Source organism: Psychrobacter sp. CX18 (assembly GCF_057396215.1).
Genome location: NZ_JBXYJH010000002.1, coordinates 18,621 through 34,366, shown reverse-complemented (window position 1 = coordinate 34,366; position 15,746 = coordinate 18,621). Strand labels below are relative to the sequence as shown.

Below are 15,746 nucleotides of genomic sequence, written 5' to 3'. Positions count from 1 at the left end.
TTAATAGACCTGTTTTAAAGCCCCTAATTTCATGTCAGCGACAACATTATTAGGACCTACGTAAAAAACGATATTTATTCAGTGACGAGATAAACATTTACATAAAAAATACCGCGATATCGTTCGCGGTATTTTTTTTGTCTACTCATTAGAGGCTCTCTAGGACAGAGGCTCTCTAGAACGAATTAAACTTTGCCGGGACTATATTGCTTTAAGGCAGCAATACGATCATCAAGTGTGGGATGCGAACGAAATAAGCTTGCCACACTAAAGCCTTGGGTCTGACCAGTGGTAATCGCAAAAGCTTGCATATTCTTCGGCATCTGATCTGGTCTCACTTCAGTAGGACGAAGTGCATCTAATGCACTGATCATCTTTTGTGGACCTGCCAGCTTAGCTCCCATTTCATCGGCGCGAAATTCACGCTTACGTGAGAACCACATGACGATGGCAGATGCTAAGAAACCGAGCACGATGTCCATAGCGATACTGGTCACAAAATAGCCAATACCCGGACCATCTTCGTTTTTAAACACCACTCTATCGACAAAGCTACCGATCACTCGCGCAAAGAACATCACAAAGGCGTTAACCACACCTTGAATCAGTGCTAAGGTCACCATATCACCATTAGCAACGTGACCTATTTCATGAGCCAATACCGCCTCGACCTCATCAGGCGTCATACTCTGTAGTAGTCCTGATGAGACCGCCACAAGGGCTTTGTTTTTATTCCAGCCGGTCGCAAAGGCATTAGGCTGTGCATTATCAAAGATACCGACTTCTGGCATGTCAATTTTTACCGCTTTTGCTTGTTTTGCGACGGTGTCGATCAACCACTGCTCAGTTGCTGTTTTAGGCTGTTCAATAACCACAGTGCCTGTTGAACGCTTTGCCATCCACTTTGATAAAAAAAGTGAAATGATCGAGCCTACCATGCCGTATATGGCACACATCACAGCAAGGCTAGCAAAATTAAGACCATTCGCGCCGTGTACAGATCCCAATCCGAAAACGGCGGATAAAATACTAAAGACAATACTAAACACCACCAGTACTGCTAAGTTGGTTAATAAAAACAGACCAATACGCATCATACGCTAACTTCCTTTATAAAATCTAAGAGTGGCAGTGAGTGGCTAATCACGACAAATCCACCTTCTTGAAGTATTAAAATGGGGGTATTCTATCCAATATTCAATATGAGGTAACCTTAAAAAGTAAATTTAATAAATATTACATTAATAAATAAAGTCAATACGTGTTATTCGATAACTCAAACTTACACCTTTTTAAGTCTCTCATTTTCTATATTTACAATACCGATGCTTACTGTAATAATAGTACTCCAAACCTATTGCTAATAAGGAAATTAGTATGTCATCACGCAAGCACTCTACACAACGCACGCTAGACCAATGGCTTTCTGAGTATGCTGTCAGTCACCAAAACCCAATTAACAAGACTATTCACTGGTTATGTGTCCCGACGATTTTTGTCAGCATATTAGGTATGGGCATGTCAGTGGCTGCTTGGTTTACCATCGTAGTCGCTATGCTCGTGGCTATCTTTTACTTGAAGCTATCGACACCATTATTTATCGCCATGGGCATGTTTATGCTAATTTGTATGTCAGCAATCGCCATGCTACCGCTTGGGTTTAAAGCATGGGCAGTCATCTTCGTTGTCTCGTGGATTGGTCAGTTCATCGGACATAAAATCGAAGGCAAAAAGCCGTCATTCTTCAAAGATTTACAGTTTTTATTGATAGGCCCTGCTTGGGTTGCAAACTCACTTATGGGTCGTAAAATTAAGCCTGCCAGCTAAAGAGAATGTGATCGGTGTTTATTAAACATTCATAACTAACATCGATAATTAAACTAAAGGCAAGCCTCTGTTTTTAATAAGAATATTTTTTTGAATAGTTGTGTTTAAAGTTTATGCAATTATGTAAAATTAAGAGCTACTCATAACTAAAATACAACCAAATTTCTCCATTATAAAGTTATGTTTAGCCCAAATTCTATTCAAATTTTGCTAAACTAAGCCTCAATATTTATAAGACACTCTTAAACTGCACCCTTATTTTATTACCTTAATTTATTATAGGTTACGATTAAATTAAGCTACCATTGAAGCTTTCATAATTTAAATCGTTTGTCATCTAAATTATTAGTTACCGTAGAGCTTATTTGACACTATTAGGGTCTGTTTTATTATCCATATTTCAGGTTTCTATTATAGGAGAATCACTTTGAACGTTTTAAAAAATACACTAGCAGTTGCCCTTTTCGCAGGCTTAGGTACTTTGAGTGTTGCTGGTAATGCGGCCACTTACGAGATTGATCCTCATCATGCTAATGCACGTTTTTTTGTCAATCACTTTGGCACTTCTACTAACGCTGGCGGCTTCTACGGCTTATCAGGTATCGTCGAATATGACCCTGCAGCCCAAAAAGGATTTGTTGGGGTTACGATTCCAATTAGTAGCTTAGAGACAGGTATCAAACCTTTTAATAAGCATCTAAAATCTGCTGACTTCTTTAATGTTGAGAAGTATCCAACCGCTTATTTTAAATCGACAGATTGGCAGTTTGATGGTGATAAAGTAACTGCGGTTAAAGGTGAGTTGACTCTGCTTGACCAAACCCATCCTGTTACGTTAAAAGCCACAAGCTTCAACTGTTACGATAGCCCCCTATTAAACACTCAAGTATGTGGTGGCGACTTTGAAACCACGATTGATAGAACCAAATGGGGCATTGATATGTATACTGATGGCGGGATGATGAAAGATGTGACTTTAAAAATTCAGATCGAAGCGGGTTTAAAACAATAAACCCTATTTAGCTTAAATTTAAAAGGCACTACTTAAATGAATAAGTAGTGCCTTTTTTTGTACAATAACCTATTATCTTATAACTCTATCGTGCAATATAAATAGATGACTAAATGAGAGTCAAAGCAACCGAGCGCAAGTACTACTCTAGTAGGCTTAGTCAGGTTAACGCTGTCACTCTTTAGTTTGTCTGCGACTATACTTTATCGGGACAGATTGAATGAGTTTTTTGCTACCTAGCAATCCAATTGTCGCCAGAGACCCTTATGAGGCCAATAGAGCCTCAACCACGCTTGAGCTCTTATTTGACCTGGTCTACGTCATTGCTGTTTCGGCCGCAGCCAGTGGGTTTTATAGACGCTTAATTGAGCATGACTTATCAGGCTTTATTACTTTTACCGTGGCGTTTTTTATCCTATGGAATGCTTGGACCAGTTTTACTTGGTTTGGTTCAGGCTATGATCCTGATGACACGCCTTATCGCATATCGGTTATGTTCCAAATGTTCGGCTCTTTATTGATCGCCGCCAATATCAGCCGTTTTTTTGAACAAGGATTGATGTGGATCGGGGTGGTTGGGTATGCCATTATGCGTCTTGCGAGCTGTAGTCAATGGCTTCGAGTCTATCATGATGTGCCTGGTCACAAGCAAGTGGCATTGCGCAGCATTATCGGTCTGCTGACCTTGCAAGCGATGTGGGTTAGTTGGCTATTTTTACCGAATTCAGTACAAACCCCTGCCCTAGTGGTATTTATAGTCGCTGAGCTTTTGATGCCCATCTGGGCACGTGCCGATCAGTTTGACAACTGGCATCCTGGTCATCTTGCAGAGCGTTATGGACTATTAACGATTATTGTATTAGGTGAGGGAATCGTAGGCGTCAGCGGGACGATTGGAAATTTCATCATTGATCCTGCGTTTGTTGCGAAAGATATTCTTATTACTGACTCGGCTTTGGTGGCCTTACTATTTGCAATATGGTGGCTCTATTTTAGCGTCCCTTTTGATTCTATTTTGCAAGAAGAGCGCCGCCGTCATGATTTGGTCGCGTTTGGCTATGGTCACTTTTTTATATTTGCCTCTTTAGCAGGGATCGGTAGTGCCATGCACTTGGTTGCAGATGCGCTGAACAATGAAGCCAATGTCACCAATAACGGTGTGACGATGTCTTATGCTATGGCAATAATCATGATACAGCTTGCTGCCTTTTTGATTACGTTATGGACCTTACGCCATATTGTCAGTCGCAACTCTCAACATAGTATTTTGACGTTATTTATTGCACTTGCGATAGTGGCAATTAGTTTTTTGATGGTCGTACAAGGGCTATCCATAGGTTATGCAGTGTGGATCAGCGTTCTAGCACCTGTTGGTATGATCATAAAGTTTAATAGTGAGCATAGATATTTTCAGAGCATATCGTCAAATAAAGATTAACGGTGGTTAATCTTTTAACCGCTTGATTAATTCAAAACGGGGTAGGTGTTTCCCCTCCACCTCTACTGTTTCGATAAACATATCTAAAGGCCTCACCCAGACATCATAGTCACCATAGAGGCAGCGATAGACGACTAATACTTCTTCCGTTTCAGAATGATGCGCGCTATGCAGAACCTGATATAGATTACCTTTGTAATGGCGGTAAATACCTTGGGGAACCTGTGGCGCCGTATCTGTTTTATGTTTGCTCATAATGTTTCAGCTTATTTTCAAGTTTCGTTTTTGCTTGTGGCCACTCGTTAATCGTCATGCTATAAACGACAGAGTCCGTAATAGTGCCATCTTGACGCATGCGATCACCACGAATCACGCCGTCTCGTTTAGCGCCTAATCTCTCTATGGCTCGTTGTGATTGAGTATTTATGATATCTGTACGCCAGCCTATCGTCAGATATTCTAGCGTCTCAAAAGCATGTGTCATTAGCATCAGCTTACATGAGGTATTAATATGACTGCGCCAATAGGATTTAGCATACCATGTGTATCCAATCTCTAACCGTTTCACCATTGGCATAATATTATAAAAGCTGGTGGTGCCGATTGCTTTACCCGTCTGCTCATCGATAACGGCAAACGCAACTCTATCTTCCATATTATGAGCTTTAGTAATATAGTCAGATATGGTTTCTGGACTTGGTACAGAGGTATACACCGTTTCCCAAAGCTTTCCATCTTGGCAGGCTTTGGCTAAGTCATTTGCATGACTTTGAATGAGTGGTTCAAGGGTTATGCCATTGTAAGATAGCGTTGTAGGCTTTAGCATAATGGTTCCTAATCGAAAACGATATAAGCTGTGATTTTAATATAACCCAATAAAGCGTTTAATTAAACCACTGTCACTTTAGCAAACGCTTTTTTACCCGCTTGAATCACTACCGTTTGACCTGAGGTTAAGCTAAAGCCCGCGTTCACCTCTTCACCATCCACTTTTACCGCATTGCGCTTTAGCATATCTTTTGCTGCGGCATTATTTTTAGCAAGGTCTGCTTGGTTTAAAATTTGCGTAATAAATAATGCCTCTTGACCCTCGGGCAACTCAAGTGTCACCTCTGGTAAATCTACTGGCAACTCACCGTCCGCCAATACATTACCCGCTGATTTATGGGCATTGGCAGCCGCCTCTGCGTCATGGAAGCGCTCAATAAGCTCTTCTGCCAGGATACGTTTAATCTCTTGCGGGTTACGCCCATTTTCAATCTCTGCCAATAGTGCTTCGACCTCATCCATGGGTTTAAAGCTTAAAAACTCATAATAGCGGCGGATAAGCGTATCTGGCATCGATAGGATTTTTTGATACATGGTGCCTGGGGTGTCATAGATTGCCACATAGTTGCCCAGTGACTTTGACATTTTATTAACGCCATCTAACCCTTCTAGGATAGGCACCGTAATACACACTTGCGACTCTTGACCATAGCGAGACTGCAACGTACGACCCATTAATAGGTTAAATGTTTGGTCAGTTCCGCCAAGCTCGACATCCGCCTCTAATGCTACTGAATCATAGCCCTGCACTAACGGGTACAAAAACTCATGAATAGAGATAGGCGTTTGCGCCGCATAGCGTTTTGAGAAATCATCACGCTCAAGCATACGTGATACCGTCTGCTGACTGGCGAGCGCAATCATATCGCCAGCACTCATGTCATTAAACCACTCAGAGTTGAACACCACTGTAGTTTTGTCTTTGTCTAAAATTTTAAACACCTGCTCGGCATACGTTTTGGCATTCTCTTTAATTTGTTCATCAGTTAATGGCGGGCGGGTGCTATTTTTACCCGTTGGATCACCGATTTTGGCCGTATAGTCACCAATTAAGAAATAAATTTCATGTCCTAAGTCTTGAAAGTGCTTGAGTTTATTAATCAGTACCGTATGCCCCAAGTGTAAATCAGGGGCCGTCGGATCAAACCCCGCTTTGATTTTTAACGGACGGCCAAGTTTTAGCTTAGCCACTAAGTCATCTTCAGACAAAATCTCATGCGTACCGCGCTGAATAATTGCCAGTTGCTCGTCTATACTTAAGGTAGTGGTGGTTTGGGTCATGGCTGCCTCAACTCTTGCGTAATAAATAAATAAATGAATAAATAAATCAATGAATGTCTTCAATCGACATAATCAACAGGGTTTAATAAATATAGGGTCTATTGACTGTATAAAGTGAATGCTAAGATTTTAAAGAAGATTACCACAAAAAGCTATTTTAGCTTACTGAACGTAACTCTATTTCGTTACTGGCTGATTATTATAGAGACTGATTATTAGAGACTGAATCTCTAAGCAATTATAAACAGCGAACTGGGAGATAGACAGTTAGGGAGTCGCTTTACGGTATGATACCCTATTATTATTTATCTGTTTTAGTGGTTCTCATAATTTTAAGACATTGATTTATAACATTTAACTTATTTAATTCGCTTTAAAATTATAATAGTATTATTTACCATTGTTTTCATATTATAGGCTTAATCGTCAAAACTTAGCCTAATTGCTATATAAGAGGCCCTCATGGATATTAACCTTGATGATGTAGAACAGCTCATTAAACTCGCAGAGCGATCCAATATTGAGTCGCTTGAGGTGACAGATGGCGATAAACGCATTGTTGTTGTCTGTTATGACTCAAGCAAAACCCCACAAGCCTCTTCTAAAATTGATAATACGGCCAACAGTGCGACTCAAAGCACTGACCTTAATCAGCACTCTACTCGCCAGTCTATAGACAACGAAGATACGAGCGTAACAGAAACCACTCGCTCAGACTTTAACACGATTATTGCCCCAATGATGGGTACCTTTTATCTTCGCTCAGAGCCCAGTGCTGAGGTATTTGTGAACGAAGGCGATAGTGTCAATGCAGGCGATACGTTATGCATTATTGAAGCGATGAAGATTATGCATGAAGTAAAAACAGATGCCGATGGCGTCGTCGCTAAGATACTCATAAAAGAGGGCGATGTTGTCGAGTTTGATCAACCGCTATTTGAGATTCGCCCCATTTAGCAATTAGTTATTTAGTATTTAATTACTGTCATGTAACCGCTAAATTTGCAACCCCTTAAAACGTCCATAAATAACCCTTTAAACCGTCAATAAATAAATACCAACCGCTAGGAAGCCCTTATGTTTAATAAAATCCTAATCGCAAACCGTGGAGAGATTGCCCTACGTATTGTACGAGCTTGTCGGAAAATGGGTATCTCGTCCGTCATGGTTTATTCTGAGGCAGATAAGGATACACTGGCGGTTCGCTTGGCGGATGAGGCAGTCTGTATTGGCCCTGCCCCAGCAAATAAAAGCTATCTTAATCAAGAAGCCATACTTTCAGCGGCGCTCATGACGGGTAGCGAGGTCATTCATCCGGGTTATGGTTTTTTAGCTGAAAATGCAAATTTTGCCGACAATGTGACGCAGGCAGGATTGGTCTTTATCGGACCCACTGCGCAAAATATTCGTCAGATGGGCGATAAAGTTGAGGCAAAAAAACAGATGCTAAAAGCAGGCGTGCCTTGTGTGCCCGGTTCTGAGGGCGCTTTACCTGATAACGATCAAGAAGTATTAGCTCTTGCTCAAGAGGTTGGTTATCCAGTTATTATTAAAGCTGCCAGTGGTGGCGGTGGTCGAGGTATGCGCGTGGTCGAGAAAGAGAGCAACCTGCTAAAAGCCATTTCAATGACCAAAAGCGAGGCTGAGGCTAACTTTGGTGATTCGGTGGTTTATATGGAGCGTTACTTACAAAAGCCGCGTCATATCGAGATACAAGTGCTCGCCGATACGCAAGGTCATGCCATTCACTTAGGAGAGCGTGATTGCTCTATGCAGCGCCGTCATCAAAAAGTTATCGAAGAGGCGCCTGCTCCAGGTATTACAGAGTCACAGCGTCAAGAAATCGGTCAAGCCTGCGTCAATGCCTGTATTAAAATGGGCTATGTAGGTGCGGGTACTTTTGAGTTCTTATTTGAAAATGGGGAATTCTTTTTTATTGAAATGAATACCCGTATTCAAGTAGAGCACACGATTACCGAGCTTGTGACCGGTATTGATATTGTTCAAGCTCAGATACTAGTGGCTGCGGGTCAACCACTGCCCTATCAACAGCAAGACATTACCCTATCAGGGCATGCATTTGAATGCCGTATCAATGCCGAAAACCCGTATACTTTCTTGCCCACTCCGGGGCGTATCAGCTACTGTCACCTGCCTGCTGGATTTGGGGTGCGTGTCGACAGTCACATTGAAACTGGCTACACCGTCCCTCCCTCATACGATAGTCTTGTCGCAAAAATCTGTGTGCATGGGCTGACTCGTAAAGATGCCATCAAAAGAATGCAGGCTGCCTTGAGTGAAACTCAAATCGAAGGCATTGATACCAATATCGCCTTGCATCAGCGTCTATTTAGAGATGACGGCTTTAATGAAGGTCAAGTGAGTATTCACTATTTAGAACAGTGGATTGAAAAAAACATCCAAAAATAAAAAACATCCAAAAATAAAAAACATCCAAAAATAAAAATATCCAAAAATAAAAATATCCAAAATTGATTAGGCTAATTTTTTGTCAGTTTTTGCTGATTACTCTTATAGGCTGATAAACACAGACTGATAAATAAGGGCTTTTAAAGACAGCCTTATAAATTTTAAGGACTTGAGCCATGGCAACCGTGATGAAACAAACCCAACGTCCTGAAAAACCAGAGCTAGCACTGCCGCAGTGGCAGCTCTGTAGTGAAACAAATTTTACATTGCACTTTAGTAAGCCTATCACACTTGAAAAACAACAGATGTGTTGGGCGTTGGCAGACAGCATACAAGCCTTGCCAACAGTCGCCGAAGTCGTTATTGGCATGAACACCTTGAGTGTGTTTACTCCTCCTTTAACGCTTACTGAACTTGAGTATTTAAAGCAACAGCTGACCGAATTGAGCTCAAAAGTTGATGCCAAACAAATCCAAGGCAAACATATCGAAATACCCGTGCATTACGGGGGTAAATATGGTCCAGACTTAGCGCCTATGGCTCAGTCTTTGGGTCTGTCGATTGATGAGGTGGTCAAGCTACATACTGAGGCGACTTACACCGTGTACTTTATTGGATTCCAACCGGGATTTCCTTATCTTGGCGGATTATCAGAAAAGCTGTACTTCCCAAGACGAGAGACGCCGCGCACTAAAGTTCCAGCAGGTTCAGTCGGTATCGGCGGTGAGCAAACCGGTGTCTATCCGTTCTCATCCCCTGGCGGTTGGCAACTACTCGGACAAACCGAGATGCCCTTGTTTGATTTAAACCAAACGCCACCAACCGCTTTGAGCGCTGGCGATACGCTTCAGTTTAAAGCCATCGATATTCATGATGCATAAGCTCATAACTAATAAGTACTATAAATGAATAAGAACCAGAAACAGGCAACCACAATGAAAATTTTAGCCTCAAACGCACTGGCAAGCATTCAAGACAGGGGTCGCTTTGGCTTTCGTGGCTTAGGTGTTGGCACCAATGGTGTGATGGACCCGTGGGCGCTGCAAGCAGGCAATGCGCTGATGAAAAATGATTTGGATGAGCCTGCTATCGAATTTTCTCTTGGTAGTATGGAATGTGAGTTTAGCCAAGATACCTGTTTTTGTTTAACCGGTGCTATTTACGAAGCTTACCTTGATGATACCCGAATCTATGGCTACTGGCGTATCAATGCCAAAGCTGGTCAAACCTTAAAACTGGTTCGTCCGCTACAGGGCATGTACGCCTATCTATGCGTACAAGGCGGATTTAATATCGAGCCGGTGCTTGGTTCAGCCAGTACCAATACCAAGGCTGAATTTGGTGGTAAAGAGGGTAGATTCTTGCAACAAGGCGACGACATTAGCTTAAAGACCACGCCACACACGCCATTACCGGTTATTGGTGTACCGCGTCTGTTTAGTGATAATGACGACTTTGCACACAATATCATTCGTGTGGTCAAAAACAGTGAATACGACTGCTTTGATGACACCTCAAAAATGAACTTTATGCAGCAGGACTGGAAAGTGGATACCAGCAGTAACCGTATGGGCTATCGCTGCGTCGGTAACATGCCATTAAAATCGATTGAAGATATCAGTATGAGCTCTCATGGTGTGGCGGCGGGCATGATTCAAGTACCGCCACAAGGCCAGCCGATTGTACTAATGGCCGATGCGCAAACCACTGGCGGTTATCCCAAAATAGCGACCGTTATTGAAGCCGATATTGGGCTAATGGCGCAAACCCGCTTTGGACAGCATTGCCGTTTTGAATTGATATCAATGGAAGACGCTCTAGAGGCTCGTCAACAACGACAGCGCTACATCGAGCGCATTAGGAGATATGCAGATGACAATTAATAATACAAACCAGACCAAAAGCATCAGTGTTGATTTAAATGCGGACGTGGCCGAAGGCTGTGGTCAAGACGAGGCACTAATGGGTATTATCAGCTCAGCCAATGTCAGCTGCGGTCTGCATGCCGGCTCCTATCAGCATATGCTAGAGACCTTACAGCTTGCAAAACAATATCAGGTACGAGTCGGCGCGCATCCGGGTCTGGATGACAAAGAAAACTTCGGTCGTACGCCGCAAGACTTAAGTGAAGCGGAATATCGGGCGCTGATAAGTTATCAATTAGGCGCTGCTAAAGCCGTCTGCGACTTGGTGGGCGTTGAGCTGAGCTATGTCAAACCGCATGGTGCGCTATATAACCAAGCCGCTAAAGATGAACATCTGGCTAATATTGTGATCAGTGAAGTGAAACGCTTTGATCCCAGTTTGGCAATTATGGGGCTGTCAGGCAGCTATTTAATTAGCGTTGCCAAAGAACAGGGTATGGCATCAATCTCAGAAGTTTTCGCCGACAGAAATTACGAAAGCGATGGTTCCCTTGTCTCACGTACCAAAGACAATGCACTGATTACCGACCCTGTTCAAGCAACACAGCACGCCCTACAGATGATAACCGAAGGCGTGGTTACCAGTGTTGATGGTACTAAAGTTGCCGTCGAGGCTCAAAGTATTTGCTTACATGGCGACAATGCACATGCTGTTAAGTTTGCTGCTGAAATAAAAAAACAACTTGAGCAACAAGGCATCAAAATAATAGCGAAGTAGACTCTCATCCCTCAAGCTTTATCATATATCGCTTTAATGTATATCGTATACCGCTCTTATTTGATGACAGTTTTAATGAGCAAGACTCACTTTTATTATATTAACCTAACCCTTTGATAAGGATGCCTATGAACGCCTTAAAGAAGAACAATACTGCCATACTCGGTGCCGCATTCTTAATGGCGACCTCGGCAGTGGGTCCAGGGTTTTTAACCCAAACTGCCACCTTTACCGAAAGCTTAATGGCCAGCTTTGGCTTTGTCATTTTGATTTCGATTATTATGGATATCGGAGTTCAGCTGAATGTCTGGCGTATTATTGCGGTCTCTAAAAAGCGGGCGCAAGAAGTCGCTAACCTTGTCTTTCCTGGGGTGGGTTACTTTTTAACCTTCTTAGTGGTGTTAGGGGGTCTGGCGTTCAATATTGGTAACATCGGTGGCGCTGGTCTTGGTATGCAAGCGGTATTTGACATCTCTCCTATTACTGGTGCTTTAATCAGTGGTGTCATAGCCGTGGCTATCTTCTTAAGCCGTGAAGCGGGGCCTATCATGGATAGGTTCACCCAACTTATGGGTTTTACGCTTCTGGTACTCATAATCTATGTGATGTTTAAATCTAACCCGCCCTTTGCTGAAGCGGCCGCACGTACTATTATGCCAAGCAAAATAGATGCCATGGCGATTGTGACTTTAGTGGGCGGTACTGTCGGTGGTTATATTACTTTCTCAGGGGCACACCGGTTGCTAGAGGCGGGTATTAGCGGAGAGGAAAATCTGCCCTCAGTGACACGCAGCTCTGTATCAGGCATTTTGATTGCGTCCATTGTTCGGGTATTTTTATTCTTAGCTGTGTTAGGCGTGGTATCTAAAGGTATTGCCCTTGACCCGACAAATCCTGCGATGTCTCCGTTTCAGCATATCTTAGGCAATGTGGGCAAGATTATCTTTGGTATTGTTATTTGGGCCGCGTCGGTCACCTCTGTTATTGGCGCCGCTTATACCTCAGTGTCATTTATGAGTAGCTTCCATCCCTTTATTGAACAGTACAAACGTTACTTTATTATCACCTTTATACTTATTTCTACCTTTGTATTTGCTACCATAGGTAAGCCTGCACAGCTACTGGTATTGGCAGGAACATTAAATGGTTTAATTCTACCGATTGCAATGATTATTATCTTAATTGCCGCGTACAGAAAAAATATTGTCGGTGATTATAAACATCCTATTTGGATTGCCGCCTTTGGTTGGATTATTGCGATTATCATGAGTGGTCTAAGCTTTATGACGTTGGCAAATTATATCAGCGGTTAGTATGTTACTTTTAGCACCTCGCATCAGTGAGTTGGCGTTTATCAGTTTTGAGGTCTTAGCATGGATATAGAAATTATTGAAAAGATAGTACAACGTGTCGAGCGCAGTCAGGTGCATCAAGTGACTGTCGCGGACGGTGCACAATCTATTACTGTGGTCAATCATCTGTCAGGTCAATCTGTAGCAAGCTGTCACGGCAATACAGCCGCTCAAGCAGACAGCTTGCCAAACACAGATGCTCAAAACAAAGAGGACGCCAAAGCCTCTATCGTGAGCTCAACGTATGTCGGTCATGTCCAGCTTAGCCCAGATGGTGGTCCAGAGCTTTTGGTCAATCTAGGCGACAGCGTTGAGGTGGGTCAGACTATTGCTTATGTTGATGTGCTTAGCAAATTGCTGCCTGTTGAGAGTCAGATTGCGGGTATGGTTGATGAAATACTGGTTGAAACCGGTGATGCTGTTGAATACGGTCAGCCACTGCTTAAACTGCAATAAAGTCTACCCATAGTAGAAAATATAATTTTAAAAAAGGCTGTCAGAGAAATTCTCTAGCAGCCTTTTGTTTTGGTATCCTTTTGGCTTATGAACCTTGCTTTTAAAGCCGACCCTTTGACAGTCTGTTATAATCAGAATACTTATTCTTACTGTACGGCACTTATCTTATGACCCAATCTATAAGCGACAATACCGCCCCTACCTTTGATGATTTTGAGCAGGCTTTTTCCGAGACCTTATTTGACAGCTTTGATAGTGGCTACTATATCGGCATGATGTCGGGTACTAGCCTAGATGGCATGGATGCGGTCATTTGTCAGTTTGATTCGACTGGCGATAATGAAGATCAAAACCCCCACTCCAACAAAATTATAGCCACGCATAGTAAAGACTTCCCAGACAATCTGCGTGAAGTATTACTGGCGCTGTGTTTACCAAACGGCACCGCAAACTTAGCCTATCCTGCCAGCAATGTTATTTTAGAACAACAACCTCAAAGCGAGCTTGACTGGTTTGGTTGGGCGAGCCGAGAATATGCAGAATTTGCCAGTACCGTGGTCAATGAGTTGCTTAAGAAGTCAGGCATCACAGCAGATGCCATCTTAGCCATTGGCTGTCATGGGCAAACCGTCCGCCACCGCCCAAACCTAGGGTTTACTCTACAGTTAGTCGATCCCAATATAATTGCAGAGCGCACGGGTATTACCGTAGTGACCGACTTTCGCCGCCGCGATATGGCAGTGGGTGGACAAGGTGCGCCGCTCGCACCCGCCTTTCATTTGGCACAATTCGGCACGGCTGATGACATAGATACTGACACTGCCCCTGCTCTAAAGCACCGTATTGTCGTTAATCTTGGAGGTATCGCGAATATCACCGTACTGCCTGCCAAGCAAACACATAATGTCACAGGCTATGATACGGGCCCTGCCAATATATTGTTAGACGCATGGTATCAAAAGCAAGCGGATACGATTAATGTCCCCTCAAATAATACAACGTCAAGCGCTGAGCCGTTTGAGTCCACAGTGTCTTTATATGATAAAAACGGACAGTGGGCAAAGTCTGGACAGGTCAATGACGATCTACTAGCACAACTATTGACGCACCCTTATTTTACTCAGCCTACGCCCAAAAGCACAGGACGTGAAGACTTCCATTTAGACTGGCTGAATGAGCAGATAGCACTGGTTTCTGAGACCCTGACAGGCGTTAAAGGCAATGCTCAACCCGAAACGCAAATTGATGCTCAAACCGAAACGCAAACAAATGCTCAAAGCAGCCCCCCTATCTCTCCAGAAGATGTACAAGCGACGTTAACGGCTTTTACCGCTCAGACTCTAAGTACTGCTATCAAGGCTGAAGCAGTACGCCTCAATATGACTGAGGGAGAGGTAATTGTTTGCGGTGGCGGTGCTTATAACGCCTACTTACTTGAGCAAATAGCACGAAATCTGCCGAATTGGACGGTATTGACCAGTAAGGATTTTGGCATTGCGCCGACTTGGATAGAAGCCATGGCCTTTGCATGGCTTGCCCGCCAAACCATTATGGGTGAGACCGGCAACCTGCCAGCGGTGACAGGAGCGAGTAAATCTGTTGTCTTAGGTCAGGTTTGTTTTGCTTAAATATTGAGTGTCAAATTTTAGACGACTTTATTTCAATTGCCATAATCCTATGTTACCTGTACAATTAATCGTACATGTTTTGCCAAATGAGGATGACCAATGCAAACCATCACCTATACCGAAGTACGTAAGCACTTAGCCGATACGCTATCACAAGTTTGTAATGACCATCAGCCGACCATCGTAACCCGTCGACAACAGCCTTCTGTGGTTATATTATCGCTAGATGATTATAATGCTCTGACGGAAACAGCGTATCTGCTGCGTTCTCCTAAAAATGCCACCCGCTTATTCAACGCTATTGAAGAACTCAACTCAGGTCAAGGAACAAAGCATCAATTGCAAGCCAATTTTGAGATCCCGCCTGAACAGGACTTATCTTTATGACATTAATCTTTGCCAGTCAAGCATGGGAAGATTACCAATTTTGGCTTAAAAATGATAAAAAACAATTGAATCGAATTAATAAACTTATTACCGCTTGCCAACGTGATCCTTTTACAGGTATTGGTAAGCCTGAACAGTTAAAACATGGGTTATCAGGATTTTGGTCACGACGCATAGATGGGGAACATCGAATGGTATATCGAGTGACAGAACAGGGGCTGGAGTTGGCATCACTACGCTATCACTATTAACGTGAATTGCCTGAAATAAGTGAAAAAAATATAAACAGAGATTACAAAGATGCGCGATAAGATAAGTTAGCAAAACGAAACTTTTTAATATATAGCTCTTTGAAAATGTAACTCTCTAAATATTTAGCCCGCTAAATATAAAGTAGTTAGGACTTACGCAAAATTTAAATTTGTGACTAAAATCGTGACTTTTGCGTAAGTCCTAGTAAAACA

At 42.7% G+C, this 15,746-nt stretch carries 17 protein-coding genes; 13 read left to right on the top strand and 4 right to left on the bottom strand.

From position 1 onward, the window contains the following. Window positions 1–185: 185 nt before the first annotated feature. On the bottom strand, window positions 186–1,097 hold the full coding sequence (gene htpX / locus AC2SLT_RS01880; protein WP_486545731.1) for a protease HtpX: 912 nt from the start codon (window positions 1,095–1,097) through the stop codon (window positions 186–188). Between the two features lie 280 nt (window positions 1,098–1,377). Here htpX and AC2SLT_RS01875 point away from each other — a divergent pair, with 280 nt between their 5' ends. The 3 genes from AC2SLT_RS01875 to AC2SLT_RS01865 all read left to right on the top strand — a co-directional run bounded on the left by AC2SLT_RS01875 (window position 1,378) and on the right by AC2SLT_RS01865 (window position 4,277). Further along, a complete protein-coding gene (locus tag AC2SLT_RS01875; RefSeq protein WP_486545729.1) occupies window positions 1,378–1,827 on the top strand; it encodes an Mpo1 family 2-hydroxy fatty acid dioxygenase in 450 nt (149 codons plus the stop codon). A gap of 427 nt (window positions 1,828–2,254) precedes the next feature. Next, entirely contained in the window at window positions 2,255–2,839 is a 585-nt protein-coding gene (locus AC2SLT_RS01870; protein WP_486545727.1) for a YceI family protein, read from the top strand. A 220-nt stretch (window positions 2,840–3,059) separates the two neighbouring features. Further along, window positions 3,060–4,277, top strand: a complete 1,218-nt coding sequence (locus AC2SLT_RS01865; RefSeq protein WP_486545725.1) for a low temperature requirement protein A — start codon at window positions 3,060–3,062, stop codon at window positions 4,275–4,277. Window positions 4,278–4,283: 6 nt separating this feature from the next. On the opposite strand, the gene AC2SLT_RS01860 is transcribed toward AC2SLT_RS01865, so the two are convergent. The 3 genes from AC2SLT_RS01860 to tyrS all read right to left on the bottom strand — a co-directional run bounded on the left by AC2SLT_RS01860 (window position 4,284) and on the right by tyrS (window position 6,386). Then, window positions 4,284–4,532: a DUF1653 domain-containing protein gene (locus tag AC2SLT_RS01860; RefSeq protein ID WP_486545723.1), complete on the bottom strand. Its 249-nt coding sequence runs from the start codon at window positions 4,530–4,532 to the stop codon at window positions 4,284–4,286. Then, window positions 4,519–5,103, bottom strand: a complete 585-nt coding sequence (locus AC2SLT_RS01855; RefSeq protein ID WP_486545722.1) for a GNAT family N-acetyltransferase — start codon at window positions 5,101–5,103, stop codon at window positions 4,519–4,521. Before AC2SLT_RS01855 ends, AC2SLT_RS01860 begins: the two co-directional genes overlap by 14 nt. Window positions 5,104–5,165: 62 nt before the next feature. Continuing rightward, on the bottom strand, window positions 5,166–6,386 hold the full coding sequence (gene tyrS / locus AC2SLT_RS01850; protein WP_486545721.1) for a tyrosine--tRNA ligase: 1,221 nt from the start codon (window positions 6,384–6,386) through the stop codon (window positions 5,166–5,168). A gap of 462 nt (window positions 6,387–6,848) precedes the next feature. On the opposite strand from tyrS, the gene accB reads away from it, so the two are divergent. The 10 genes from accB to AC2SLT_RS01800 all read left to right on the top strand — a co-directional run bounded on the left by accB (window position 6,849) and on the right by AC2SLT_RS01800 (window position 15,533). After that, a complete protein-coding gene (gene accB / locus AC2SLT_RS01845; RefSeq protein ID WP_486545719.1) occupies window positions 6,849–7,343 on the top strand; it encodes an acetyl-CoA carboxylase biotin carboxyl carrier protein in 495 nt (164 codons plus the stop codon). Window positions 7,344–7,463: 120 nt separating this feature from the next. Beyond that, a complete protein-coding gene (accC, locus tag AC2SLT_RS01840; RefSeq protein ID WP_486545717.1) occupies window positions 7,464–8,816 on the top strand; it encodes an acetyl-CoA carboxylase biotin carboxylase subunit in 1,353 nt (450 codons plus the stop codon). A gap of 176 nt (window positions 8,817–8,992) precedes the next feature. Beyond that, on the top strand, window positions 8,993–9,697 hold the full coding sequence (gene pxpB, locus AC2SLT_RS01835) for a 5-oxoprolinase subunit PxpB (protein WP_486545716.1): 705 nt from the start codon (window positions 8,993–8,995) through the stop codon (window positions 9,695–9,697). Between the two features lie 24 nt (window positions 9,698–9,721). After that, complete coding sequence (locus tag AC2SLT_RS01830) at window positions 9,722–10,699, top strand: 5-oxoprolinase subunit C family protein (RefSeq protein WP_486545714.1); 978 nt, start codon at window positions 9,722–9,724, stop codon at window positions 10,697–10,699. Further along, complete coding sequence (pxpA, locus tag AC2SLT_RS01825; protein ID WP_486545712.1) at window positions 10,689–11,459, top strand: 5-oxoprolinase subunit PxpA; 771 nt, start codon at window positions 10,689–10,691, stop codon at window positions 11,457–11,459. Before AC2SLT_RS01830 ends, pxpA begins: the two co-directional genes overlap by 11 nt. Before the next feature lie 128 nt (window positions 11,460–11,587). Further along, window positions 11,588–12,772, top strand: coding sequence for an NRAMP family divalent metal transporter (locus AC2SLT_RS01820; RefSeq protein ID WP_486545710.1), 1,185 nt, complete (start codon window positions 11,588–11,590; stop codon window positions 12,770–12,772). A 60-nt stretch (window positions 12,773–12,832) separates the two neighbouring features. After that, the gene (locus tag AC2SLT_RS01815; protein WP_486545708.1) at window positions 12,833–13,267 is read left to right on the top strand and encodes an acetyl-CoA carboxylase biotin carboxyl carrier protein; all 435 of its coding nucleotides are present in this window, start codon (window positions 12,833–12,835) and stop codon (window positions 13,265–13,267) included. A gap of 167 nt (window positions 13,268–13,434) precedes the next feature. Then, window positions 13,435–14,895: an anhydro-N-acetylmuramic acid kinase gene (locus AC2SLT_RS01810; protein ID WP_486545706.1), complete on the top strand. Its 1,461-nt coding sequence runs from the start codon at window positions 13,435–13,437 to the stop codon at window positions 14,893–14,895. 99 nt (window positions 14,896–14,994) lie between these two features. Then, on the top strand, window positions 14,995–15,282 hold the full coding sequence (locus AC2SLT_RS01805) for a type II toxin-antitoxin system Phd/YefM family antitoxin (RefSeq protein WP_486545704.1): 288 nt from the start codon (window positions 14,995–14,997) through the stop codon (window positions 15,280–15,282). Next, complete coding sequence (locus tag AC2SLT_RS01800) at window positions 15,279–15,533, top strand: Txe/YoeB family addiction module toxin (RefSeq protein WP_486545702.1); 255 nt, start codon at window positions 15,279–15,281, stop codon at window positions 15,531–15,533. Before AC2SLT_RS01805 ends, AC2SLT_RS01800 begins: the two co-directional genes overlap by 4 nt. The last annotated feature ends 213 nt before the right edge of the window (window positions 15,534–15,746 follow it).